At 65.4% G+C, this 24,335-nt stretch carries 24 protein-coding genes; 4 read left to right on the forward strand and 20 right to left on the reverse strand.

Features of this window, described 5'->3' with window-relative positions:
* Positions 1 to 64: 64 nt before the first annotated feature.
* The 12 genes from gspD to DTS01S_RS00510 all read right to left on the reverse strand — a co-directional run bounded on the left by gspD (position 65) and on the right by DTS01S_RS00510 (position 11,778).
* Positions 65 to 2,530, reverse strand: a complete 2,466-nt coding sequence (gene gspD / locus DTS01S_RS00455; RefSeq protein WP_061287133.1) for a type II secretion system secretin GspD — start codon at positions 2,528 to 2,530, stop codon at positions 65 to 67.
* A gap of 20 nt (positions 2,531 to 2,550) precedes the next feature.
* Entirely contained in the window at positions 2,551 to 3,213 is a 663-nt protein-coding gene (locus tag DTS01S_RS30260) for a hypothetical protein (RefSeq protein WP_139223825.1), read from the reverse strand.
* Positions 3,210 to 3,803, reverse strand: a complete 594-nt coding sequence (gspM, locus tag DTS01S_RS00465) for a type II secretion system protein GspM (protein WP_061287135.1) — start codon at positions 3,801 to 3,803, stop codon at positions 3,210 to 3,212. Before gspM ends, DTS01S_RS30260 begins: the two co-directional genes overlap by 4 nt.
* Entirely contained in the window at positions 3,800 to 4,909 is a 1,110-nt protein-coding gene (locus DTS01S_RS00470; protein ID WP_139223826.1) for a PilN domain-containing protein, read from the reverse strand. The genes gspM and DTS01S_RS00470 overlap by 4 nt, the downstream gene beginning before the upstream one ends.
* Before the next feature lie 126 nt (positions 4,910 to 5,035).
* Positions 5,036 to 5,764, reverse strand: a complete 729-nt coding sequence (locus DTS01S_RS00475; RefSeq protein WP_225614091.1) for a helix-hairpin-helix domain-containing protein — start codon at positions 5,762 to 5,764, stop codon at positions 5,036 to 5,038.
* A 38-nt stretch (positions 5,765 to 5,802) separates the two neighbouring features.
* Positions 5,803 to 6,474 carry a prepilin-type N-terminal cleavage/methylation domain-containing protein gene (locus DTS01S_RS00480; protein WP_061287138.1) on the reverse strand — a complete coding sequence of 224 codons (672 nt, stop codon included), beginning with the start codon at positions 6,472 to 6,474 and terminating at the stop codon, positions 5,803 to 5,805.
* Positions 6,474 to 6,878 carry a type II secretion system protein gene (locus tag DTS01S_RS00485; protein WP_061287139.1) on the reverse strand — a complete coding sequence of 135 codons (405 nt, stop codon included), beginning with the start codon at positions 6,876 to 6,878 and terminating at the stop codon, positions 6,474 to 6,476. The genes DTS01S_RS00480 and DTS01S_RS00485 overlap by 1 nt, the downstream gene beginning before the upstream one ends.
* The gene (locus tag DTS01S_RS00490; protein ID WP_061287140.1) at positions 6,878 to 7,324 is read right to left on the reverse strand and encodes a GspH/FimT family pseudopilin; all 447 of its coding nucleotides are present in this window, start codon (positions 7,322 to 7,324) and stop codon (positions 6,878 to 6,880) included. The genes DTS01S_RS00485 and DTS01S_RS00490 overlap by 1 nt, the downstream gene beginning before the upstream one ends.
* A 52-nt stretch (positions 7,325 to 7,376) precedes the next feature.
* Positions 7,377 to 7,817: a type II secretion system major pseudopilin GspG gene (gspG, locus tag DTS01S_RS00495; RefSeq protein WP_017405949.1), complete on the reverse strand. Its 441-nt coding sequence runs from the start codon at positions 7,815 to 7,817 to the stop codon at positions 7,377 to 7,379.
* A gap of 32 nt (positions 7,818 to 7,849) precedes the next feature.
* Positions 7,850 to 9,067 carry a type II secretion system F family protein gene (locus tag DTS01S_RS00500; RefSeq protein ID WP_061287141.1) on the reverse strand — a complete coding sequence of 406 codons (1,218 nt, stop codon included), beginning with the start codon at positions 9,065 to 9,067 and terminating at the stop codon, positions 7,850 to 7,852.
* On the reverse strand, positions 9,060 to 10,766 hold the full coding sequence (gene gspE, locus DTS01S_RS00505; RefSeq protein ID WP_016446467.1) for a type II secretion system ATPase GspE: 1,707 nt from the start codon (positions 10,764 to 10,766) through the stop codon (positions 9,060 to 9,062). The genes DTS01S_RS00500 and gspE overlap by 8 nt, the downstream gene beginning before the upstream one ends.
* A 199-nt stretch (positions 10,767 to 10,965) precedes the next feature.
* Entirely contained in the window at positions 10,966 to 11,778 is an 813-nt protein-coding gene (locus DTS01S_RS00510) for a type III pantothenate kinase (protein WP_016446468.1), read from the reverse strand.
* Between the two features lie 185 nt (positions 11,779 to 11,963).
* On the opposite strand from DTS01S_RS00510, the gene lysM reads away from it, so the two are divergent.
* Positions 11,964 to 12,434, forward strand: a complete 471-nt coding sequence (lysM, locus tag DTS01S_RS00515; protein WP_016446469.1) for a peptidoglycan-binding protein LysM — start codon at positions 11,964 to 11,966, stop codon at positions 12,432 to 12,434.
* A 168-nt stretch (positions 12,435 to 12,602) separates the two neighbouring features.
* On the opposite strand, the gene DTS01S_RS00520 is transcribed toward lysM, so the two are convergent.
* Together DTS01S_RS00520 and DTS01S_RS00525 are read right to left on the reverse strand one after the other, a co-directional pair.
* The gene (locus DTS01S_RS00520) at positions 12,603 to 13,361 is read right to left on the reverse strand and encodes a maleate cis-trans isomerase family protein (RefSeq protein WP_016451831.1); all 759 of its coding nucleotides are present in this window, start codon (positions 13,359 to 13,361) and stop codon (positions 12,603 to 12,605) included.
* A gap of 1 nt (position 13,362) precedes the next feature.
* Entirely contained in the window at positions 13,363 to 14,337 is a 975-nt protein-coding gene (locus DTS01S_RS00525) for a Bug family tripartite tricarboxylate transporter substrate binding protein (protein WP_016446471.1), read from the reverse strand.
* Positions 14,338 to 14,442: 105 nt separating this feature from the next.
* Between DTS01S_RS00525 and DTS01S_RS00530 the strand changes: the two genes are divergently transcribed.
* Positions 14,443 to 15,378, forward strand: coding sequence for a LysR family transcriptional regulator (locus DTS01S_RS00530; protein ID WP_061287142.1), 936 nt, complete (start codon positions 14,443 to 14,445; stop codon positions 15,376 to 15,378).
* A 22-nt stretch (positions 15,379 to 15,400) separates the two neighbouring features.
* Here DTS01S_RS00530 and DTS01S_RS00535 read toward each other — a convergent pair whose 3' ends face one another.
* The 6 genes from DTS01S_RS00535 to glyQ all read right to left on the reverse strand — a co-directional run bounded on the left by DTS01S_RS00535 (position 15,401) and on the right by glyQ (position 21,612).
* The gene (locus DTS01S_RS00535; protein WP_017405953.1) at positions 15,401 to 15,841 is read right to left on the reverse strand and encodes a rhodanese-like domain-containing protein; all 441 of its coding nucleotides are present in this window, start codon (positions 15,839 to 15,841) and stop codon (positions 15,401 to 15,403) included.
* Positions 15,842 to 15,953: 112 nt separating this feature from the next.
* On the reverse strand, positions 15,954 to 16,880 hold the full coding sequence (locus DTS01S_RS00540) for a M48 family metallopeptidase (RefSeq protein WP_061287143.1): 927 nt from the start codon (positions 16,878 to 16,880) through the stop codon (positions 15,954 to 15,956).
* A gap of 13 nt (positions 16,881 to 16,893) precedes the next feature.
* Complete coding sequence (locus tag DTS01S_RS00545) at positions 16,894 to 17,634, reverse strand: lysophospholipid acyltransferase family protein (RefSeq protein ID WP_016446474.1); 741 nt, start codon at positions 17,632 to 17,634, stop codon at positions 16,894 to 16,896.
* Between the two features lie 142 nt (positions 17,635 to 17,776).
* Positions 17,777 to 18,346 carry a D-glycero-alpha-D-manno-heptose-1,7-bisphosphate 7-phosphatase gene (locus DTS01S_RS00550; RefSeq protein WP_016446475.1) on the reverse strand — a complete coding sequence of 190 codons (570 nt, stop codon included), beginning with the start codon at positions 18,344 to 18,346 and terminating at the stop codon, positions 17,777 to 17,779.
* 181 nt (positions 18,347 to 18,527) lie between these two features.
* Positions 18,528 to 20,639 carry a glycine--tRNA ligase subunit beta gene (glyS, locus tag DTS01S_RS00555; protein ID WP_047473163.1) on the reverse strand — a complete coding sequence of 704 codons (2,112 nt, stop codon included), beginning with the start codon at positions 20,637 to 20,639 and terminating at the stop codon, positions 18,528 to 18,530.
* A gap of 34 nt (positions 20,640 to 20,673) precedes the next feature.
* Positions 20,674 to 21,612 (reverse strand): glycine--tRNA ligase subunit alpha, encoded by a 939-nt coding sequence (gene glyQ, locus DTS01S_RS00560; RefSeq protein ID WP_016446477.1) that lies wholly within the window; start codon positions 21,610 to 21,612, stop codon positions 20,674 to 20,676.
* A gap of 358 nt (positions 21,613 to 21,970) precedes the next feature.
* Here glyQ and DTS01S_RS00565 point away from each other — a divergent pair, with 358 nt between their 5' ends.
* Complete coding sequence (locus tag DTS01S_RS00565; RefSeq protein ID WP_016446478.1) at positions 21,971 to 23,083, forward strand: SPFH and helix-turn-helix domain-containing protein; 1,113 nt, start codon at positions 21,971 to 21,973, stop codon at positions 23,081 to 23,083.
* Between the two features lie 73 nt (positions 23,084 to 23,156).
* The gene (locus DTS01S_RS00570) at positions 23,157 to 24,332 is read left to right on the forward strand and encodes a zinc ribbon domain-containing protein (protein WP_034365104.1); all 1,176 of its coding nucleotides are present in this window, start codon (positions 23,157 to 23,159) and stop codon (positions 24,330 to 24,332) included.
* Positions 24,333 to 24,335 lie beyond the last annotated feature (3 nt).

The following is a 24,335-nucleotide window of genomic DNA, read 5'->3' on the forward strand; positions in this document are numbered from 1 at the left end:
GTTTGAACTCCAAAAAAAACGTTGGAACAACTTGAAGGCCGAATGTTCCGGCCTATGCGCGCCTCTAACGACGCTCGGGCGTGAGAGGACCGATTTCCACGGAGGCCTTGCCGCCGCTTTGTTCATCAAAAGGAGCCGGTGCCGAGGCCGGCGTCTTGAGCAGGGGCGTCAAGGCTCGCATTTTCTCCCTCAGGTCATCGCTGACTTCACGCACATCAATGTCGGTACGCACCACGCGAGGCGTAATGATTACTATCAACTCGGTGCGAGCACCCGAGTTGTCGGTGGAGCCGAACAGGTTGCCGACGACAGGCAGGTCATACAAATAAGGAATCCCTGAGCGTCCAGAGCTTGAGTTTTCCTGGATCAGACCACCCATGACGATGGACTCGCCAGAACGCACAGCCACTCGGCTTGATATCTGCCGCTGCAGGAACGCACGCTGCTTGGTGACTTGGTCCTGGGCCCCGACATCGGTTACTGACTGATTGACAGTCATGGTGACGATGTTACCGGCGTTTACCGAGGGCACGACCTGCAGGTTCACACCTGTATCCTTGTACGCGAAGTTATCTACAGCGGTTCCTGAGGTACCTGTGATTGTCGTTCCCGACTTGTAGGGCTGTTGCGTGCCCACGGCGATTGCAGCGGGGTGATTGTCGAGCACCATCAGCGTAGGGCTGGCGACGACCTTGACCTGGGTTTTACCGGCTAGAGCCGTAAGTACCGCCTTGATATTGCCCAGAGAGTTCTTGAGCGTGTAGTTGAAGCCTGCTCCGAGCGCAACACTCCCCAATCCTCCACTGTCAGCTAGTCCAGAGGCTCCGGGCGGAGCGCTGTCACCCCCGGCCCCTAGCAGCCCGCCATTGCCGCTGTAGCCCTTGTTGCCTACATCGCCGCTAAAGGCCCATTGCAAGCCATATCGCAGCGTGTCATTGAGCGTGACCTCCACGATGCTGGCCTCGATCAGCACCTGGGTCGGTGGCAGATCAAGCTTCTTCAACGCAGCCTCGATACGCTCGAACTCCGCAGACGTCCCCCAGACCAGCACGGAGTTGTTGAGCTCATCGGCCATCACACGGATGCTGCCGATGCTGGCGGCTGTAGGCGCGGCACCAGCCTGGCCCATCGTCCCTGACTGCCCGAAGGAAGTGCTGCCAAAGCGCGTTCCGGAAGCGCTGTTACCGAAGCCGCTGTTACCGAAGCCGCTGTTACCGAAGCCGCTGTTGCCAAAACTACCGCTATTGCCAAAGCCGCTGGTATTGCCAAAGCCACTGGTACTGCCGAAACCGTTGCTGCTCCCGAACCCGCTGGTTCCCGTGGTGGAGGTGCCCAATCCCGGAGCTACACCACTATTGGCCGTGGACCCACCACCTGTTCCACCAAAGATTCCGGACAGTACGCTTGCCAAATGCCTGGCGTTACCGTTTTGCACGCGATAGATGTTCAGTTGCGGTAGCGCACCGCCCGAACCAGGCTGATCAAGCTTGGCAATCCAGCGGCGCGCCTCGTCCAGATACGCGGCGCGCGGCGTGATTACCAGGATGCTGTTGAGCCGTTCGATCGGCATGATGCGCAATGCTCCGAACAAGGGGTTCCCCTCCCCCAGAGCCGCTGCCGCAGGCGCAGCGCCCGCGGCAGCAGGCCTGCCCGCGGATGCGCCCCCTGGCACGGAAGCTCCCGGCTGAGCTGCCGCCCCACCGCCGCCACTCATCAACTGCAGCGCTGTGCTGACCTCCTGAATGGATACATACTTGAGCGGGAATACCCCGACCGACATGCCTTCCAGCAAGTTCACGTCAAAGGTACGCACCATTTCCAGCCAGCCTTCGGCCTGTGCTCGCGAACCGGACATCACCAGAACGTTGCGCACCGCATCCACGCGCAATATGGCATCGGCCGGCACCATGGGCCGCAGGATGGCGGCCATTTCGTTGGCACCGATATAGTTCAAGGAAATGACGATGGCTCCAAAGCCAGGAGCCAGCGCAGTGGTCTGGGAAGCCTGCCGCACCGATGCTCCCAAGCTCTTGAGTACGTCGGCCCGTCCCACGTGATAGGTACCCCTGGCATCACGAACCATGGCCAGGCCATTGGCCTGCAGTGCCGTCTCCAGGAGATAGAGGGCCTGATCGCCCGGAATGTTCTTCTGCGTGCTTAGAGTCACTGTGCCATTGATGGGCGGATGCAGTACGTAGTCCAACCCAAGGATGTCGCCCAGCACCGTGCGCACGACCTGCGAAAGGGGAGCATCCTCGAAGCTCAGCTTGACAGAGGCCTCTTTCACTGCTGGCACCGGCTTGGCCTCTCCCAGCAGCTTTCCAGTGCCTGTCAGGATACGTGGCTCCGCCTTGTCCTCTTTGACAGAGCTGTCCTTGGGAGGAGCTTCCTCGTTGAAAACATAGCTCTGCGAGGCGTCCGCTCCGAAGTGGCTGACGAAATTATTCTTGGCGGGCTGGGCGCATGCCAGCAGCATTTGACAGACTGCCAACGCCATTGCGGTACGGATGGGACGGTTATGCAATTTCATGGTTTCTTGACCAGTCTTTCTCATTTCTTGGCGGGCACACTGGTTCCACCAAAGACGGCTTGCGGCTCCTCGGGCTTGGCTGAGGTATCGGAGGCGCCCTCAGGCTCCTGCGCCTGAACGGGGACCCGCAGCACGGGTGGCATCCTCATGCCGGCAGGGATGTTAGGTCCTTTGTCCACAGCAGCCTTCACCAGTTGCAACGTGCGCGTCTGTCCGTTGCTTTCCAGAACGACATTGCGGCCCTGCAGGCTTTGCAACTTCCAGCCAGCAAAATTCTGGTTGAGCAGCAAACGCCGTTCCTTGCCGTCCAGCGAGAAAATGATTCCGCTGACCTGCCCTTCAAAAATTCCAGTGACGCGGGCCTGTTGCCAGATATCAGGCGCTTCTTGTTGCGCTTTTTTCTCTGGAGCTGGCGGTGGCGGAGGTGGTGGTGGTTTGCGGCTGATGGCGAAGAGCGGCCGCTCCTGCATTTCCAGCAATTGCTGCTCGTCGCGCTTGCTCTGGTCTTCAGGTACGTTTGCAGGAGGAACGAGCGCCTTGATGTCCGCCTTAAGGGGCTGCGGCGGTATCCACGCAATGTTTTTCAGTTGCAACTCAGGCGTCAGCCATGCCCAGGCCAGCGCTCCCCCCAGCAACGCCGCAGGCAGAGCCAGTCCCGTGGTCCAAAGAATGCGCTGGTTCACGGCTTGCTCCGCAGAATGCTGAAAGTGAATTGCGCGCTGAGCTTTGGCGCCACCTTGGGATTGTTGCTTTCAAGATTGCCCAGCAGATTGAGCTGCAAGTCATCCAGCCACACGGTGGGGGAGACGTCCCGCAGGGACAGCAAGGCCAGCTGGATTGCAGGCCATCCACCTTCCGCCGTCATGGAAACTGCTATGCGCTCATACGGACCCAGACTCTGGCCCTGGTCTTCCGACTCCGAGGAGGGCCGTACCTGGCTGCTCACCACAGAAAGGCCCGCCTTGTCGAGAAGCGCCCGCAGTCGCTGCTGCACCGCATTGCCCGTTTGCGTGCTGTCTTGCTCAGCTGGATAGATGTGCAGCGCCTTCACGGTCTCTATCTGCTCCAGCGCCTCCTGGATTTCCTGCGCCTGCTCCTGAATACCGGCAAGTCTTGCGTAGCGGGGCTCCAGGGTCTCCACTTGCTCCTGGGCCCATACATGCTTGGAGTAAACCCAGGAGCCCAAGGCGGCAAGCGGCAAAATCAGAATCAAGCCGATTCCTCCCAGCAGCAACCACTGGCGAGGCGTGAGTTTCTGCGAACCGGCGGTCATTGCGCCTCCTTGGGATCCGCATCGCCCTCAACAGACGGTTTTTCCTCTGCAGCCTTGGCCAGCAGGCCCAGCACATTGGGATCAATATTGGCTTCAAGCACAAAATTCTCCTTGCCCGATCCTGGTGCACGCGTCACCGCCGTGGGCAGACGCACATCCAGGAACCCGGGAGTCTTGGCCAGCAAGGCCACGACATTGGATGCGTTGCTGGTCAGGCCTTGGACCGTCAACTTGGTTCCTCGGAGCACTACGCGCTGGGCCGCTGAATCATCGGGCAGCACCTTGGTCAACACGGCCAGCACCTGCAGATGGTTCAGTTGCTGCTGCAGTCGCTCCTGCAGCTTGCCAAGATTCTCCCCACCTTCGACCAACGCCTGGCGCTGGGCCATGACCTCGGCCGATGTCTTCGTCAATGCGGCCAACTGCTGACTGGCATCGATGGCCCTCATCCTCAGTTGCAGTGATGGAGTAACAGCCAATGCCCCGCCCAATGCCAGCACGATGCCCAGGCCCATCAAGATCCAGTTGCGTCGCTTGGCTTCGTTGCGCAGGCGCGCAGGCTCGCCAAAGCCCGGCAAGACAACCAGCTCCGCGCCGGCAGGAGCCCAGACTTCGGGATGGCCATCTCCAGGCAACCTTGCCGACTGAAGGCGCAGCACCTGCTCCACCTGGTTTCGCGATGCGATCACCACCTCGACCCGCTGCCGACCCTGTGCTTTCGCCAGAGGACGCTGGACATACGACCAAAGCGTGTCCTGGGGCGCAAATGGCGTCATGGTCTGCACGTCGAGTTCAATGGCACTGCGCAGGGCTGCAGGTGCCATCGGAGGCAGCGTCAGGGAACGCTGCAACACCTGCTCGGAATCCAGCAGCACTGCGGTATGAGTGACGCGTTCGAGCATATCGCTGGACAAATCGGTCCATTCGATGTGCATACCCTGGGCTCTGGCGCCAGCGATGGTTGTTGCATCGCCAGCCACCTTCACAAGGGTAACGGGCATGGCTCTGCGCAGCCAGGGTAGGCGCACCAGCTTGTGGAACGCATCGTGCAGCTCCGCAGTCAGTTCGCGCAGATCCAGCCCAAACAGCTTGGCATCGGATGTCATCAGTCCCATAAAACGCCGCATCCGTTGAACAAAATTGCTTTCAATTCTTTCTTCCTTCTTGCTCCTGCAGCACCATTGAAACAGGCACCTGGCAGCGCCTACCCCAAGGAAATGCCCAAAGCCTCGCTATATACGACCCACCCAGGACTGCGTGGCCGAAAGCAACGTCCAGGGCAACGAGCCCCGACTGCCACCGCCGATGACATCCGCGTCCCGCACCACCATGACCGATCCACCATCGAACACCACCCGTGCGGTCAGACGATAGCGGGGACTGGAAAGACTCTCCTGAAAGGCTGCGCCGCCGGTGCCATCCAGCGCGGCCAAAAGAGCAGCGGGTGCCGCCTTGGGGTTGATGCCAGTGCGCCCATCGGTATCCGCCACGATGAAGGGTCGAATCTGTGCGTAGATGCCATAGGTCACCCCGGGAATCTGCAGCAGATCTTCGGGCGCCTCCCACGCCACGCTATTGACCACCCCTTTTCCTGCCTGACGGAACTCGACCAAGGCCTGCGCAAGCGCCGCGCCCTGCCCCAAGCCCATGCGTGTGAACAGTGATCCCAGCAATTCCGGCGAAGCCGCATTGATATTGACCAGACCGCTCCAGGGCAGAATTTCGACCTCTATTATCTGCCCCCCCCATGGAACCTGCTCCACCCTACGTTCGCTGAATTCCTGGGGCTTGAGTGCAATCTGTTGCAAAACCTGATAGATGGCTGCTTCTCCCCGGGCTCGTCCAGCAGCCATGTCGCGGGTAACACCAACCACCGAGGCCTCCTGGCGGACCACCTTGCCCAAACTGGTGGCAAAAATGGAAAGTGCTGCAACGATCCAAAGTACAAGCACCAACGCCATGCCCTGGTGTCTCTTCATCCCGCCTGCGTACTGCCGGCTCATCGGCGGCTCCCACCGAATACGGCGCCGCCGCTACCAGAGCTTCGGTTGGTGGCAGGAGGGGTGTAGAAGGCAATCGCCATCAACGGCCAGACACCACCGGCCGATTGCAGCTGAATCTGGACCGCAGAAGGCAGCTCCTTGTCATCAACCCACTGCGGCTGCCATTGCGCAACGCCCGATTTCGCGTTCTGGTAGCTCAGCACGAAGGCCGTGACGGCCCGCTCCAGGACATAGGATTGGCCCTGCCCCCAGTCAGGAGCGACGTCCACCCCCTTCCAGGGAGCGAAGCGCAGCACCAAAGCGTCACCGTCCAAGGCCAACTGGAAATGGGTTCGCCCACCCATGCCAAACCGGGCCGGCATGATTCCCAGCCACTGCATTCCCTTGGGTCCGCCTTCAAAGAAATACTCGCTCTCTCCCTGCTTTCGCATACCGGTCTGCCTCTGGGCAGCGGAAATCTGCCCCAGCACAGAGCGCAAGAACCCGATCGACACCCGCTGATGGTCCATGCGGTCAAGCCGGGCATCCACACGTTCCTGCGTCTGCGAGACTGTTGACATGACCGAGGCCAACCCCAGGGTGAGCATGGACAGCAGCACCATGGCCACGAGAAGCTCTACCAGCGTAAAACCTTGCGCGCGGGCGCGAGGTGCCCTAAACATCCTCATCACCTTGTCACCTCGCCAGGTTGCAGCGGCCGCTGGGGACGAAGTGTCTCGAACACCCAGCTGCGCCCCTCAGAGAGTATGGTGATGCGCAAGGCGTGCAAAGGAGCCGCCGTTTCCGGCAAATCACCTGCCGAAAATGGGGCTGAAATAATCTGCCAGGCATAGGCGCCATCCTGCCCGGAGGCTTGGTTTCCGCCAGGATCGACCATGGGGAAAGCGTCCATCAGCGATTCGGCCAACATGGCCACGCCCTGGGTCTGCTCCAGCTTGGCCACGCCACGCGCAGAACCGCCAACGGCGCGATAGATCAAAGCGACCGATATGGCCATGATGGTCAGGGCGACCAGCAGTTCCAGCAGGGTCATACCCCGCACCGCCGCGCGGGAGCCAGAGCGTTGCGACATCACAGGGTTTCTTTGGTGACCTGACCGGACAGCCAGTCCACCCGCAAGCGCACGCCACCACCGCTTTCACCTCGTATCAACGAGATGCTGCCGCCCGTCGCGCCTCCCTCGGGCAGGAAAACAATGGTCTGACTGCCGTCGGCAAGTGCGGCGCCGGCCGCCGTGACGAGCTGCACCTTCAGGCCCTCGGGTACTTTCGCAGATGCCTGCCCGGCAATACCGTATTGCTGGCTCACCGTGTTGAAGGCAAACGCCACGGGCATGCCCTGCAGCGTCGCCTGCTGCCGCGCCTTGCGCAGCAGGGCCGTGACGTCCTGCACCGTCTGGCGGTAGGCGACGGCATCCCGCAGCTTGCCCATGGCGGGCGGCACGATGCCGATGATCGCGGCAAGGATGCCGAAGACCACCAGCAACTCGATCAGCGTGAAACCATGGGAGCGCTTCAAGACATATTCCCGGCACGGAGGCAGCGTTGCACTACGGCGTCAGACCAGCAACTTACTTGGTGTTGCGGATATCGGAGGCCTCGCCCTCGCCACCGGGTGTGCCGTCGGAACCCAGCGAGAGGATTTCGAGGTCGCCATTGGCAGCCGGGTAGGTGTAGCGGTAAGGATTGTTCCAGGGATCATTCGGCACGCCACCCTTCAGGTAAGGGCCTGCCCAGCCGGCGACGCCAGCGGGCTGCTTGACCAGCGCGTCCAGGCCCTGCTGCGAGGTGGGATAGCGGCCCACGTCGAGCTTGTACAGCTCCAGCGCCTTTTCGATGTCGGCAATCTGCACGCCGGCCGTCTTGGTCTTGGCTCCGCCTAACTGGTTCAGCACCTTGGGGCCGACCAGGCCGGCCAGCAGGGTCAGGATGGCCAGCACGACCAGCAGTTCGATCAGCGTGAAGCCACGCTTGCGGGCGCGGGAGGACAGTTGCTTTTGCATGCGCATCATCTTCTACATACCTTTCAGACAATTCAGATTCATCAGACGGCCAGATCGTTGACGGACAGGATTCCGAGCAGGATCGACACGATGATGGAGGCGATAAGGATACCGAGGACCAGGATCAGCGCCGGCTCCAGCATGGTCAGGAGGCGTTTGATCGCGTTTTCGACCTCGCGGTTCAATATGTTGGACAGCTCCAGCATCATGTCGCCCAGGCGGCCGGTTTCCTCGCCCACCCGCACCAGATTCAGGGCCAGGGGCTCGAATTCTCCGGTTTTCTGGGCAGCATGGGCCATGCGATGGCCTTCCTTGACCATGGGACCCATTTTTTCCAGGCGCTCGCGGATGGCGACGTTGGAGACCGTGTCGCTGGCAATGCGCAGTGCTGTCAGCAACGTGACGCCGTTGCCCAGCAGCGTGCCCAGCGATCGGCTGAACAAGGTGAGCTGGTACTTGCGCACCACGCCCCCCAGGCCCGGCAGGCCCAGCAGCCACGATTGCCAAGTCTGGCGGCCCTTGGGGCTCTTGGCCCAGCGGGAAAAGGCCCAGCCCAGCGCGCCCAGCACGATGAACACCGCCCAGCCGTAGCTGCGAAACGCATGGCCCAGCCCCATCACGAACTGCGTGGGAAAGGGCAGCGCGTCGCCCATGTCGTTGAAGAGCTGCTCGAACTGCGGGACCACGAAGCCCAGCATGGCCACCAGGGACAGCACGGCCACGCCCAGCAGGATGGCCGGATAGATGGTGGCCGAGACCACGCTGTCGCGCAGGGCACGCTGGCGCGCCATGTGTTCCACCAGCCGGTTGAGCACGCCCGACATCTGGCCGCTGGCCTCGCCCGAGCGCACCATGTTGATATAGAAGTCGCCGAACAGGTCATGGTGCTTGCCCAGCGCCTGGCTCAGCGGCATGCCGGCCTTGACGCTGTCGAGCACGGACTGGAGCATGGCCTGCATCTGCACCTTGTGGCTCATCTCCACCAGGACCTTGAGCGCATTGTCCAGCGACAGGCCGGCACGCATCATGATGGCCAGTTCGGTGGTCATGCCCTGGATGTCGTCGGCCTTGATGCGGCCTTTCTTGAGCGCACGCGCCGCCAGCGGCACATTGCCCAGGCTTGCGGCTTCCTCGACCTTGATGGGCGACAGGCGGCTCTTGCGCAGGTGCACCACCACCTCGGCCACGGCCGCAGCGGAAAAAGTGCCCTTGACCATCTGACCGCGGCTGTCCACGGCCTCCCAGCTGTAATCAGGCATCGCTCTGGTCCTGGGTCACGCGCAGCACTTCGTCCAGCGTGGTGACGCCCGAAGCCACCTTGCGCAGGCCGTCGTCATAGAGGCTCAGCATGCCGCTCTTGGCGGCCATGGCATGCAGGGCGTTGGCATCCTGGCCTTCGATGATGGCGCGGCGCAGCGGCTCGTCGATGACCATGAGTTCGTGGATGCCGGTACGTCCCTTGTAGCCCGTGCCGCGGCAGTGCTCGCAGCCGACGGCGCGGTAGATGGGCGAGCCCTCGCGCAGAAAGCGCTTGAGGCCGCTGCCCTCGATGGCGGCCGTCGGCAGTGTGTCGGGCTGCTTGCAGCGCGAGCACAGCGTGCGCACCAGCCGCTGGGCCAGCACGCCGTTGACCGAGGAGGTGATCAGGTAGCTCTCCACCCCCATGTCGCGCATGCGGGTGACTGCGCCTGCGGCGGTGTTGGTGTGCAGCGTGGACAGCACCAGGTGACCTGTCAGGGCGGACTGCACGGCGATCTGCGCGGTTTCTCCGTCACGCATTTCGCCGATCATGATGATGTCCGGGTCCTGGCGCAGGATGGAGCGCAGGGCGTTGGCGAAGGTCAGGTCGATCTGGGGATGGACCTGGATCTGGTTGATGCCGTCGAGCTGGTATTCGACCGGGTCCTCGACGGTGATGATCTTGTTGGAAACCGCGTCGATCTTGGACAGGGCTGCATACAGCGTGGTGGTCTTGCCAGAGCCCGTGGGGCCCGTGACCAGCACAATGCCGTGCGGCTTGGCCAGCAGCGTGTTGAATTTCTCGAGCGTGTCCGCCTCGAAGCCCATGCTTTCCAGGCGCAGCCTCACGCTGGCGCGGTCCAGCACCCGCATGACGATGCTCTCGCCATGCACCGTGGGCGCGGTGGAGACGCGCAGGTCCAGTTCGCGGCCCTTGGCGCGGGTCTTGATGCGGCCGTCCTGCGGCAGGCGGCGCTCGGCAATGTCCAGATGGGCCAGCAGCTTGACGCGCGAGCCGACGGCGGCGCTCAGGCGCGGCGGCACGAGTTCGGCCGCGTGGATCACGCCGTCCATGCGGTAGCGCACCTGCAGGCCGGCTTCAAAGGGCTCGAGGTGGATGTCGGAGGCGTGCAGCTCGATGGCGCGGGAAATGATGCCTGTGACCAGGCGGATGACAGGCGCCTCGCTGGCCAGGTCCTTCAGATGTTCGACGAAGTCGCCACCCGTGGCGTCCGATTCCCAGTCCTGGCCTTCTTCCCCTTCGGGTTCCTGGCCTGCTTCGGACAGTGCCTTGCGGATGTCGGCCTCCAGCGCCAGCACGGGCTTGATCTGCAGCCCCGTGGCCAGGCGCAGCGCCTTGGTGATGAAGGGGTCCTGCGGCACGGACATGGCCACTTCGAGCACGCCGTCCTGCAGCGAAATGGGGCAGACGCACTGCGCATCCAGAAAACTGGCCAGCAGGCCAGGCACGTCGGGCAGCAGGTCGGGAAACTCTTCCGCACGCAGCCAGCGCATCTGCAGCTGCTCGGCCAGCGCCTGGGCCACGTCGGTTTCCGCCACCACACCCAGCTGTACCAGCACCTGGCCCAGGTAGCCGCCCAACTCCTGCTGCGCCTGCAGGGCGTTTTGCAGATCGCGCTCGTTCAGCTTGCCGGCGGAAAGGAGGCGTTCGCCCAGCCGCCCCTTGATCGGGGCTTCGACAGCGGCAATCGGTTCCATGAGGTGATTGGTGGAAGACATTGCCGCGGATTATCCACTGTCGCCGCATCCCCCGCCAAAGGCATAGCATGCGACACCCAGGGGCGCCGCCTTCCCGTCATCAACTGTTACGCGCGCAATCGTGCGGCGCGATGCTGCGCTGCACGATGAAAAGTGGCCTCAGGCGGTTTCAGGCGTTGTCAGGTGGTTCAAGGCGGCTTCAAGCCGCCTTCACCGCCTCCGCGGGCAGGCCGCTGGCATCGCCCCAACGGCGCTGGGCCATGACCAGCAGCCCCTCGAAGATGAGGTTGTCCACCAGTTCGAAAGGCCGCGTCATGCTGGGCACCATCTTCCAGCCGGCGCCGCCGGCCATGACGCAGGCAGGCTCCATGCTGCAGTGCATGTAGAGATGCTGGTACATGCGCTCCACGGCACCGGCGATGGCGTAGGTGCCGCCGCTGGTCAGGGCGTCGCTGGTGTTGGTGGGAAATGGCGTGACCGCGCCCGTGGGCACATGCAGGCCGGCCGTGCCGCTTTCCAGGGCGCGCAGCATGATGCCGTGGCCCGGAAGAATCAGCCCGCCCATGAAGTGGCCATGCTGGTCCAGCGCGTCCACGGTGACGGCCGTGCCGACCATGACCACGATCAGGGGCCGCTCGGGGCCGCGCTGCAGGATGTGCTGGCGCGCACCGATCATGGCCACCCAGCGGTCCGCACCCAGGCGCGACGGAAAATCGTAGCCATTGGTGACGCCGGCCTCGGCTGCGCTGGGCACGGCCCACTGCGGCTCGAAATCCCAGCCCAGCATCATGTCGATCTGGTCGTGCACGCGCCGTCGCGCCGTGTCGCCAGCCACCACGCAGCCCAGCATGCGCGTGGGCGTGGGCAGGTCGCTCCACGGCCCTTCGGCCAGGTGCTCGATGTGCTCAAGGAACTCGGCGCCGTGCGCCAGCAGGGCAGCGCCAGGCCGATGCGCGTCGTACATCGCCCATTTCAAGCGGGTGTTGCCGATGTCTATGGCCAAAAAAGTCATGGGCGGGATTATCGGAGTTTTCCGGAGGATAGCGTCAGCCATGGACGACAACTGAGTGAGGACGTGAACGCAAGAATGGCGCAAATGTCAAAAATCCGGGAGCGCTCCTGCCCGGCAGCGCGCGCTGCCACTGTTAGGCGTTACATTGGCCTTTCCGTTTTTCCACCCACCAACAGGAGTCACCCATGGGACTTTTCAGTTTCATCAAGGAAGCCGGCGAAAAGCTGTTCGGCGGCAGCGCCGCACAGGCAGCCGAGCCTGCGCAAGACCTGAATGCCAAGGCGGCCAAGGCCATCGAGACCTATATCGGCACGCAGAACCTGGGCGTCAGTGACGTGAAGGTGCAGTTCGACGGCTCGCAGGGCAAGGTCACGGTGCTGGGCACGGCACCTACCCAGGCGGCCAAGGAAAAGGTGACGCTGTGCTGCGGCAACGTCTCCAGCGTGCAGTCCGTGGACAACCAGATGACGGTGACCAACCCCGAGCCCGAAGCCCAGTACCACGACGTGGTGCGCGGCGACACGCTGTCGGCCATTGCAAAGAAGTTCTATGGCGATGCCAACAAGTACCCGGTGATCTTCGAGGCCAACAAGCCCATGCTGAGCCACCCCGACAAGATCTACCCCGGCCAGAAGCTGCGCATTCCGGCAATCTAAGCCCCCCTGAGCGGCGTCGCCGCTTCCCCCTGAGGGGGACGACACCCTCGCGGCGGGGCGGCCCTTGCTCGGTGTCTCTGACCTGGCTCATGCCAGTTCTGGATGCCGCGAATTAGACCTACCCCGCTCCGAGAAAGGCCGCAATAGCGGCCTTTCTCAATGAAAGATTCAGTATTTACCGCTCAACAGCGCACCGAACCCCGGAACGGCTGTCGGCAAGCCCAGGCGCTTGAGCATCATGAACGTCGTGGCCACCGAGGAAGACAGTACCGGCAGGCCCACGCGGTCCTCGATGGGCTGCACCGAGGCCAGCGAGGGCATCTGCACGCAGGCCGAGGCGATGACCGCGTCGGCATTGGCCGTGTTCAGGCGCCGCGTGATCTCGATGGGTGCGCGCGCATCCTGGGCGCCCACCTGCAGGTTGTCGGCAATCTCCAGCGAGATGCTGTCCACCACTTCGATGCCTTCGTTCTCTATGTAGTCGATGACCAGCTGCGTCAGCGGCTTCATGTAGGGCGCCAGCAGCGCCACCTTCTTCGCGCCGATGGCGTGCAGGCCATCGACCAGGGCGCCGGCGCTGGTGACCACAGGCGCGGGGCCGCCGTTGTCCACGGTGCGCTGGTGCAGGCGCGTCTCGGAGACACGGTGGTAGCCGCGCCCCATGCTCATGATGGCCACCAGGCAGGCATAGCCGAGCACATCGACACGCGCATCCGACAGTTCCAGCGCGCAGCGGTCGCTGTCGCCGTCCATGGCAGCCAGCTCCTCCTTGGTCACATGCTTCATGCGCATGCGGCTGGAGTGAAAGGTGAAACGCTCGGGCGCCAGGGCCTCGCGGGCCCGCAGGATGGCGGGGATCTCGGTCTCCATCGTGGTGTTGGAGCTGGGCACGATCTGCCCGATACGGAAATGGTTTTTGGCTGTCATGTCAATCCATCGTGATGTGGTTGGCCTTGATGACCTTGCCCCAGTGGTCCGTCTCGCGCTGGACCAGGGCGGCCAGCGCCTGCGGGCCGAGGAATCGCGGCTCCACGCCCTGCAGGGCCGCGCGCTTTTGCACGTCAGGCGACTCCAGGGAGGTCTTGAGCGCGTCCGACAGCCTGGCGATGGCGTCGGGCGGCGTGCCCGCAGGCGCGAACAGGCCGACCCAGGCCTCCAGCTCGAAGCCCGGCAGGCCCGCTTCTGCGGTGGTGGGCACATCGGGCAGCATGGGATGGCGCGTCTTGCTGGTCACGGCCAGGGCCCTGAGCTTGCCCGTCTGCACATGGCCCAGCACCGAAGGCGGCGTGGTGATGAACATCTGCACCTGGCCGCCCAGCACGTCCTGGATGGCCGGGCCGGACCCCTTGTAGGGCACATGCGTGATCTGGGTCTGGGTCACCTGGGCGAACACGGCCGTGCCCACGTGCGACAGCGAGCCATTGCCCTGCGACGCATAGTTGACCTTGCCCGGGTTCTTGCGCAGGTAGGCAATGAATTCCTGCAGACTGTTCGCCGGCACCGAAGGATGGACGGCGATCACATTGGTGGCGGCCACGATCAGTCCCACGGGCACCAGCTCGGACTGGGCCCAGGGCAGCTTGGGAAACAGCGCCGGATTGCCCACGTGGTAGGCCGAATACGAAGCCAGCAGCGTGTAGCCGTCCTTGGGTGCCCTGGCCACCATCTGGTAGGCAATGTTGCCGCTGGCCCCGCCCCGGTTGTCCACCACGACCGACTGCCCCAGCAGGCGCGACATCGGATCGGACGCCAGGCGTGCCGCCGTGTCCACCACGCCGCCGGGCGGATTGGGGACCACGAGGGTGATGGACTTGGCTGGAAAGGCCTGGGCCTGGACGGTTCCTGCGCCCAGCAGGGCGGCCGCTGCCAGGCCGGCGGCCTGCAGCACAATGCGTCGATTCATGCTTGTCTCCATGTTCTCTTTGTACCGGCGCATTCTTGCGGGCCTGCTCGCGGTCGAACAGCCGTATCTCGTTGATCCATCCTTCGTCTCTGGTGGAGGATGCGAATGATCAACCTGCACCGATTCGATCTGCTGACGCTGCGCCTGTATGTGGCCGTGGTCGATGCCGGCAGCCTGACGGCGGGCTCGCGCACGCTGGGGCTGTCACTGGCAGCCGCCAGCAAGCGCGTGGCCGAGCTGGAGCAGCACTGCGGCGTGACCCTGCTGGTGCGCAGCAAGCGCGGCGTCACGCCCACGCCCGCCGGCCAGAGCATGTACCACCATGCCGTGGACGTGGTGGCCCGGCTTGAACATCTGGCCCTGGCCATGGACGACTTTCGCAGCGGCGCCACGGGCCAGTTGCGCCTGTGGGCCAACAACTCGGCGTTCGCAGGCTTTCTGCCCCGGCTGCTGGCCGACTTCATGGCGGCCCACCCGGGTGTCTCGGTGGACCTGGAAGACGCGCTGAGCGAGGAGTCCGTGCGCGCCGTGCTCAGCGGCGTGGCCGAGCTGGCCATCATCGGGGAGAACACGCCCCTGGAAGGGCTGAGCACCCAGGTCTGCGATGTGGACGAGCTGGTGCTGGTCATGCCGCGCGGCCATGCGCTGGACACGGACGACGACTCCCCCGTGCCCCTGGCCACCGTGCTGGACCACGACTTCGTGAGCCTGGCCCGCTCCACCTCGCTGATGCAGCGCATTGCGGCCGAGGCCGAATCCATCAACCGGCCCGTGCGGATCCGCATCCAGGTGCGCAGCTTCGATGCCATGTGCCACATGGTCTCGGTGGGCCTGGGCCTGGCCATCCTGCCGCGCGCGGCCACCGCGCCGCACCTGGCCGCGCGGGCACTGCGGCTGCGCCCGCTGGGGGCGCTCAACACCCGGCGCCGGCTGCTGCTGGCCATGCGCTCGCAGGCCACGCTGTCAGGACCGGCCCAGGCCCTGGTGGACATGGTGGCCGCCCGGGCGGCGGCGCTGGGGTTCGCGCAGCCGCAGCGCTGAGCGACGCCAGGTCGGCGCCGGCTTACTGGCGCCAGGGCAGGCCGCGCAGGCGCCAGCCGCCGACATGGCCGCGCTGGCCGTTGGCGTCCACATCGCCCTCGAAGCCTTCGAGGATGTTGTAGGCCTCGATGCCCAGTTGCGCTGCGCGCTGGGCAGCGGCCACCGAGCGCACGCCGCTGCGGCACAGCAGGACCACCTTGCCGCCCTCAGGCACGGCGGCGCGCAGCTGGCTGTCGAAATCGGGGTTCATGGCCATGGACGGCCACTGCTTCCAGGCCACGGCCACGGCGCCGGGTACGCGGCCCACCCACTCGCGCTCGGCATCGGTGCGCACGTCCACCAGCGCGGCTTCGCCGGATTGCAGCCATTGCCAAGCAAGTTCGGGAGGAATGTCGCCGGCATAGCCCTGTGCGGGCTGGACGGTCAGGGGAATGGCTGCGGGAACGGGAGCGTTTGCGGACATGGATGGGCTTTCTTGATAGGACGCGGTTGTGTGCCCGGCAAGAATAACCGTCCAGCCCGACAAGAATAACCGTCCAGCCCGACCGGCGCCGCCTCGCCGGTGCCCGAGTCGCCTATTCCCAGGGCGGCAGCAGCCTGTCGCGCAGCACCTGGCGCTGCGCCTCCCAGCCCGGCATCACGCTGGCCACCGTGGCCCAGAAGCGCGGGCTGTGGTCCATGTGGCGCAGGTGGGACAGCTCGTGCACGACTACGTAGTCGATGACCTCGGGCGTGTGCTGCATGAGCCGCCAGTTCAGGCGGATGGCCCCTGCGGTGTTGGCGCTGCCCCAGCGCGTGCGCGCGCTGGTCAGGCGCAGGCTGGTCCATTGCACGCCCAGCAGCGGCGCATGGCGCTGCAGGCTGGCCGTGAACCAGGAGCGGGCCTCGCGCAGCATCCAGGCCTGCACGCAGGCACGCACCTCGGCAACTGATGCGTCTGGCGCCAGGGGCAGGTGCAGGGACTGGCTGCCGTCGGCCGCCTGTTCGCGGTGGACCTGGCGGGTGCGCAGCGGCTGGGCTTCGCCACCGGTGAGAAGCAGTGCCAGGGGACGCCCCAGATAGTCGATCTCGCCGCCGTGCTCCCACCGGATGCGTGCCGACTGCTGGGCCCGCTGGCGCTGCCCGGCCTCCTGGAGCTTGCGCAGTATCCAGCCCGACTTCGCATCCAGTGCCTGCCCGATGGCCGTCATGCTCACCCATGCGGGCGCGCTGACCACCAGCCCCTGCGCGCCGATGGTGAAGCCTATGGTGCGCCGGCGCGACCGCTGCAACCGAAAGTGCAGCACCTGCCCCTGGAGAACCGCCTGCTGGTTGGCTTGCGGATGAACGAAGGAACTGTGCACGGAGCCGGCGGGCGGGGTGGGTGCAGGTGCAGGTGCAGGCAAAGCCTGCGGCGCTTCGGGTTGAGCGGATCGCTCACGGCGCGGCCTCAGCCCGCCGTCCTTTCTTTCCACGGCGGGCGGCACCAACCAGTCCCAGGAACGCTGTGCCGTGTCCGCCATGCCGACTCCTGCCTCAGGCGCGGTAGGCCTCGGGGTCGAGGCGCTGCATCTCGGATTCGATCCAGTTTTCGACTTCCACCATCAGCTCCTCGTGCTTGCGGCCCACGGAAGGGATGGGCTTGCCGATGGAGACATCGACCACGCCCGGGGTCTTGATGAAGGCCTTGCGCGGCCAGCACTTGGCCGAGGTGACGGCAATGGGCACCACGGGCACGCCGGTCATGATGGCCAGGCGCGTGGCGCCGGTCTTGTACTCGCCGCGTTCGCCGCGCGGGATGCGCGTGCCTTCGGGGAACATGATGACCCAGGTGCCCTGGGCCAGCAGGCGCCGGCCCTGCTCCACGACCTTGTGGAATGCGCGCGAGCCGTGCTTGCGGTCGATATGGATCATGTCCATGCTGCCGATGGACCAGCCGAAGAAGGGCACCATGAGCAGTTCCTTCTTGAACACATAGGCCAGCGGGCGCGGCATGATCGCCGGCATGAGGAAGGTCTCGTAGGTGGATTGGTGCTTGACCAGCAGCACCACGCCCTGCTTGGGATCGGTGGGCAGGTTCTCCATGCCCTGCACGCGGTGGCGCACGCCCATGATCACGCGGGCGCTGTCCACCGACAGCTTGAGCCAGGCGCGCGCCACGGCATAGACGCGGCGCGGCCCGCCGCCCAGCCAGCGCGTGAGCAGCACGGCCAGGGTGTAGGGGATCACGGTGATGCCCATCCAGAGCATGTGGAGGGTGGAGCGGATCAGGGACATGGCGGCAGTGTGGTGCAGAAAGCGGCGCAGCGGCCGGGCGGCTGGCCCGGGCCTTGCGCCCTCAGGAATCGGAATTCACAAAGATAGCATTGTGCGCAGGACAGCAGGCCGGCGGCGCATGGACAAAGCGCCGTTCAGGCGTTCAGGGAGCCGGTGCGGCATCTGCCGGAACCAGCGCATCGGCCAGCGCGGCCAGGCTGGCATGGCGCCGGGTGCCGGCAGGCAATCCGGGCGGAAGTTCGCCGTCCAGAGACACTCCGGCGCTGGCGCCCGTGCAGACCAGGTGCAGGCGTGCGCCCATGGCCGCTCCGGCCTGCAGGTGGGCCACGCAGGAACCTATGACCCACAGCTGCTGCCCCTCGACGCCGAAGCGCTCGGCAATCTGCTCGAACAGCGCCGTGCCGGGCTTGCGGCAATGGCATTCCTCGTCCGGGGCATGGGGGCAGTAGAAAACCGCATCGACGCGCGCGCCTGCCGCCGCCATTTCGCGATGCATGCGCGCGTGCACGGCATTGAGCTCGGTCACGTCGAACAGGCCCCGGCCCAGGCCTGGCTGGTTGGTGGCGACCACCACATGCCAGCCCGCCCGGTTCAGGCGCGCCACGGCTTCCAGCGCACCGCGCTGGGCCTTCCAGGCCTCGGCCGAGCCGATGAACCCCTCTTCACCGATCTGGTTGAGGGTTCCGTCACGGTCCAGGATCGCAATTTTCATGGTCGGGTCCCAAGAATGTCAGAACTCAATTGCGCGCGTCCCAAGACGAGGGACACCGAGGAAGGGCCTAGGCCGGCCGCGCCGCCCCGCACCGAGGGTGCCGTCCCCCTCCCTTGCGAAGCAAGTAGAGAGGCGCCGTGCCACGGGGGGAAGGCGCGAAGCGCCTCAGGGGGTGCTCCATTCACGCCAGTCGCGAAAGGTCCGCCACGCGGTTCATGGCTTCGTGCAACGTGGCCAGCAGGCCCAGGCGGTTGGCCTTGAGCGCCGGGTCTTCGGCGTTGACCATCACATGCTCGAAGAAGGCATCGACCGGGGCGCGCAGCGCGGCCAGGGTCTGCAGGCTGGCCGTGTAGTCGCCGGCAGCAAACTGCTGCTGCGCCTTGGGCGCCACCGATTGCAGGGCTGCGTACAGGTCCTTCTCGGCCACCTCGGCCAGCACGGCCGCGTCGACCTGGGCCTGCACGGCCTGGTCGGCCTTCTTGAGGATGTTGCCCACGCGCTTGTTGGCGGCGGCCAGGGCCGGTGCCTCGGGCAGCTCGCCGAAGGCGCGCACGGCCTCCAGGCGCTTTTGCACGTCGGACAGGCGCTGCGGGCGCAGGGCCAGCACGGAGTCCACTTCCTGGGCCGAGAAACCCTGCTCGCGCAGGTTGCCGGCCAGGCGGTCGTAGATGAAATCGGCCAGTTGGGGCGTGGCGTCCTCGATCTTGTCGCCGAAGGCGGGCAGCACGCTGACCAGCAGGGTTTCCAGGTCCAGCGCCAGGTCCTTCTCGACCAGCATGCGGATCACGCCCAGGGCGTGGCGGCGCAGCGCGAAGGGGTCGCGGTCGCCCGTGGGCAGGTTGCCGATGCCGAACATGCCGACCAGGGTTTCCAGCTTGTCGGCCAGGGCCACGACCACGCCGGCGTTGCCGCGCGGCAGTTCGTCGCCCGCAAAGCGGGGCTTGTAGTGGTCCTCGATGGCATCGGCCACGGCCACGTCCAGGCCGTCGTTGAGCGCGTAGTAGCGGCCCATGGTGCCCTGCAGTTCGGGAAACTCGCCCACCATGTCGGTCACGAGGTCGGTCTTGGCCAGTTGCGCGGCCAGGTCGGCCTGCTGGGCCAGGCCCGTGTCGCCCAGCTGGCGGGCAATGCTCTTGGCGATGGAGCGCACGCGCTCCACGCGCTCGCCCTGGGTGCCGAGCTTGTTGTGGTAGACCACCTTGCCCAGCCCGTCCACGCGCGAGGCCAGGGTCTTCTTGCGGTCCTGGTCGAAGAAGAACTTGGCGTCGGCCAGACGCGGGCGCACCACGCGTTCGTTGCCGCCGATGACGGCGCTGGCATCCTGGGGGCTGATGTTGCTGACCACCAGGAACTGGTGGGTCAGCCGGCCGGCGGCGTCAAGCAGCGGGAAGTACTTCTGGTTGGCCTTCATGGTGAGGATCAGGCATTCCTGCGGCACGTCGAGGAATTCCTTCTCGAACTCGCAGACCAGCACATTGGGGCGCTCGACCAGGGCCGTGACTTCGTCCAGCAGGGCCTCGTCCTCGATGGGACGGACACCGCCGCCCACGCGCTCGGCAGCGGCCTGCAGCTGGCGCGCGATCTCGGCACGGCGCTCGGCGAAGCTGGCGATGACGGCGCCTTCCTCGCGCAGCTGCGCGGCGTAGTCATCGGCGGAGCGGATGACCACGGGATCGACCGCCGCCTCGAAGCGGTGGCCATGCGTGGCCGTGCCGGCCGTCAGGCCCAGGGCCTTGACGCCGATCAGCACCTCGGTGCCGTGCAGCACCACCAGGCCGTGGGCCGGGCGCACGAAATGGACGCTGCTCCAGCCGTCGGCCAGCTGGTAGCGCATGACCTTGGGGATGGGCAGCCGGGCAATGGCTTCGTCCAGCGCCTTTTGCACGCCGTCGGCCAGCATCACGCCGCGCACGGTGGAGGCGTGGAACAGGGCCTCGGCCTTGCCTTCGCCCTGGCGGGTCAGGCTGGCAACGGCTTCTTCGCCGGCGCCCAGGGCGGCCAGCTTCTTGATCAGTGCGGGCGTGGGCTTGCCGTCGGCGTCCAGGCCCACGGAGACGGGCATGAGCTTTTGCGACACGGCCTTGTCCTCGGCCTGGGGCAGGACTTCGGTGATGTGGGCGGCCAGGCGGCGCGGCGAGGCATAGGCCGTCAGGCGCGCTTCGCTGGAGGCCAGCAGGCCCTGGGCCTTGAGCTGCTCGAACAGCACGCCGGCAAAGGCGTCGCCCAGCTTTTGCAGCGCCTTCGGGGGCAGCTCTTCGACAAACAGTTCAACAAGAAGATTCGATGCGTTCATGGTCTGGTGTTCTCTCGGTGCAGCGGTGTCCGCCTCAGGCGGCCTTCTTGCCCTGTTGTTCGGCGGCCTTGGCCAGCTCGGCCAGCACTTCGTCGGCATGGGCCTTGGGCGCCATGGGGAAGCCCAGGCGCGCACGGCTGTCCATATAGGCCTTGGCCACGGCGCGGGCCAGGTTGCGGATGCGGCCGATGTAGGCGGCACGCTCCGTCACGCTGATGGCGCCGCGCGCATCGAGCAGGTTGAAGGTGTGGGCGGCCTTGAGCACCTGCTCGTAGGCCGGCAGCGCCAGCTGTTCGCCGATCAGGTGGTTGGCCTGCTTTTCGTGGGCGCTGAAGGCGGTGAACAGGAAGTCGGCGTCCGAGTGCTCGAAGTTGTAGGTGGACTGCTCCACCTCGTTCTGGTGGTAGACGTCGCCGTAGCTCAGGCCGTCGGTCCAGGTCAGGTTGTAGACGTTGTCCACGCCCTGCAGGTACATGGCCAGGCGCTCCAGGCCATAGGTGATCTCGCCGGTGGCGGGCTTGCAGTCGATGCCGCCGACCTGCTGGAAGTAGGTGAACTGGGTCACCTCCATGCCGTTGAGCCAGACTTCCCAGCCCAGGCCCCAGGCGCCCAGCGTGGGGTTTTCCCAGTCGTCCTCGACAAAGCGGATGTCGTTCTTCTTGAGATCGAAGCCCAGGGCCTCGAGCGAGCCCAGGTACAGCTCCAGGATGTTGTCGGGCGCGGGCTTGAGCACGACCTGGAACTGGTAGTAGTGCTGCAGGCGGTTGGGGTTGTCGCCGTAGCGGCCGTCCTTGGGGCGGCGGCTGGGCTGCACGTAGGCGGCCTTCCAGGGCTCGGGGCCCAGGGCGCGCAGGAAGGTGGCGGTATGCGAGGTGCCCGCGCCCACTTCCATGTCATAGGGCTGGAGCAGCGCGCAGCCCTGGTCGGCCCAGTAGGACTGCAGCTTGAGGATGATTTGTTGGAAAGTGAGCATGACTTGTTTCAGGCGTCGCACGCAGGCCGGGGCCGCGCCGGTGAATGAGAGGCGGCTCGCGCCGCGCAAACGACGATTTTAAGGCGCCGCCCGGCCCTGCGCCGTGGCGCGGGCCTGCGGCCCCACGGCAGACGCTCCACAGGGCGATCTGCATCAAAAAACGGAGCAGGCGACACATGCCGGCAAAGGCCGTGGCGCGCGAAGACCCGAAAGCCCGCCTTGCACGACGCATCCGGATCATTTTTTGACAATTCACCGGGGCAGCGGCCGGTGGCCGTTCTCCCCGCCGCCATGCACGCCGCCTAGAATGGCCCATTGACCTTTTTTGTCGTGGACCACCACCGTTTCGGAGCCTGCCATGAACCTGATGAACATCATCACCAAGCAACTGATAGAGATCATCGAGTGGACCGATGACTCGCGCGACACGCTCTCCTACCGCTGGCCCGACGACGACAAGGAAATCAAGAACGGCGCCCAGCTCATCGTGCGCGAGTCGCAGCAGGTGCAGTTCGTCTCGGCCGGCCAGTACGCCGACCTGTTCAGCCCCGGCAAGCACACGCTGACCACGCAGAACATTCCCATCCTGTCCACCATCCAGGGCTGGAAGTACGGCTTCAACTCGCCGTTCAAGTGCGATGTCTACTTCATCAACACGCGGCTGTTCACGGGCAACAAGTGGGGCACCTCCAACCCCGTGATGGTGCGCGACCAGGACTTCGGCGCCGTGCGCCTGCGCGCCTTCGGCACCTATGACTTCCGCATCGTCGAGCCGGCCAAGTTCCTCAAGGAAGTGGCCGGCACGGACCAGAACTTCCGCATCGACGAGTTCGCCGACACCATGCGCTCGCGCATCATCAGCGTGTTCACCGAGTCGCTGGCCAAGGCCCGGGTGCCCGTGCTGGACGTGGCCCAGCGCTATGGCGAGCTGGGCGATGCGCTGCTGCCGCTGATCAACCCGGCCATGACGGACAAGTACGGCCTGGAGATCACCAGCTTCGTGCTGGAGAACGTGTCCGTGCCGCCCGAGGTGGAGCAGGCCATCGACAAGCGCTCCAGCATGACGGCCATCGGCAACCTCAACGACTACGTCAAGTACCAGATGGGCCAGGCCATGACCACGGGCGGCGAAGGCGCTGCCGCAGCCACCCTGCCCGCCACCATGGCCATGGGCTTCGGCATGGCGCAGGAGATGATGAAGAGCATGCAAAACGGCGGCGGCGCCGGTGGCGCACCGGCCGGCCAGGCCTCCGACCCGTTCTCGCCTGCCGCCGCCCAGGCCGCCCAGGCGCCGGCAGCACCCGCCGCCGGTGGCCTGCAGGTGCTGACTCCGGCACAGGCGGCCCAGGTGCTGGGTGTCAGCGAGGCCGATGTGCTGGCCGAGATCCAGGCCGGCAACCTCAAGGCGCGCCAGATCGGCAGCCAGTGGCGCATTGCGCAAGCCGCACTCGATGACTTCCTGCGCGGCTGACATTTCCGTGGTTTGACCCTTTGCGGCGCCAGGCCCTGCCTGGCGCCGCGTCCCGTTTTCCAGGACCGATGCCGTGAGCGCGCCCTCCTCCAGTTCCTCCAGCACCTCGACTTCCCCCGCCTCCGGTTCCTGGGAGGCCGCTGCCGCCGCGCCGGCCATGGTGCGCAAGCACCCCTGCCCCGAATGCGGCGCCAACCTCGAATGGAATGCCCAGGCCCAGGCGCTCAAGTGCCCGTACTGCGGCACCACGGTGCCCTGGAGCGAGGAAACGCGCGAGGAACTGGGCCGCGATGTGGTCGAGCAGGACCTGGCCGAGGCGCTGCGCAACCCAAAGTCCGGCCGGGGCTGGGGCACGGAGGACCGCTACGAGGTCCAGTGCCAGAACTGCCGCGCGATCTCGGTCTTCGTGAACCGCACCGTGGCCCAGCGCTGCGACTTCTGCGGCTCGCCCTCCATCGTGGCCCACGAGGGCCAGGGCGATGCCATCACGCCGCAGAGCATCCTGCCCTTCAAGATCAGCGACGGCCAGATCCGCGACCGCATACGCCAGTGGTACGGCAGCCGCTGGTTCGCGCCCAACCGCCTGAAGTCCGCCGCGCTGACCGACACGCTGCACGGCGTGTACCTGCCGTACTGGACCTTCGACGCCCACGCCAGCGCCGACTGGCAGGCCGAGGCGGGCTTCTACTACTACACCACCGAGTCCTACCGCGACAGCAACGGCAACGTGCAGACGCGCCAGGTGCGCCATGTGCGCTGGGAGCCGGCCTCGGGCAGCCTCGCCCATTTCTTCGACGACGAGCTGGTGCCCGGCACCGTGGGCGTGCACGCCAACCTGCTGCGCCAGGTGGAGCCCTTCCCCACCACCACCGACCTCAAGCCCTACACGCCCGAGTTCGTGCGCGGCTGGACGGTGGAGCGCTACCAGATCGACCTGGGCAAGGCCGCGCAGGTCAACGTGCAGGACATGGACGAGCAGCTGCGCGCCCTGTGCGCGCGCCAGGTGCCCGGCGACACCTACCGCAACCTGCAGATGCAGCGCGAGTACCAGGGCCGCACCTTCAAGCACATCCTCGTGCCGGTCTGGCTGGTGGGCTACACCTACGGCAGCAGGACCTTCCAGATCATCGCCAACGGCTACACGGGCCAGATCGCGGGCGAGCGCCCCTACAGCGCCCTCAAGATCACGCTGGCCGTGCTGGCCACGATCATGGTGCTGGCGCTGCTGTGGGTGATGTTCGGCCAGTAAGTA

The organism is Delftia tsuruhatensis NBRC 16741 (assembly GCF_001571325.1).
Taxonomy (GTDB): domain Bacteria; phylum Pseudomonadota; class Gammaproteobacteria; order Burkholderiales; family Burkholderiaceae_C; genus Comamonas; species Comamonas tsuruhatensis.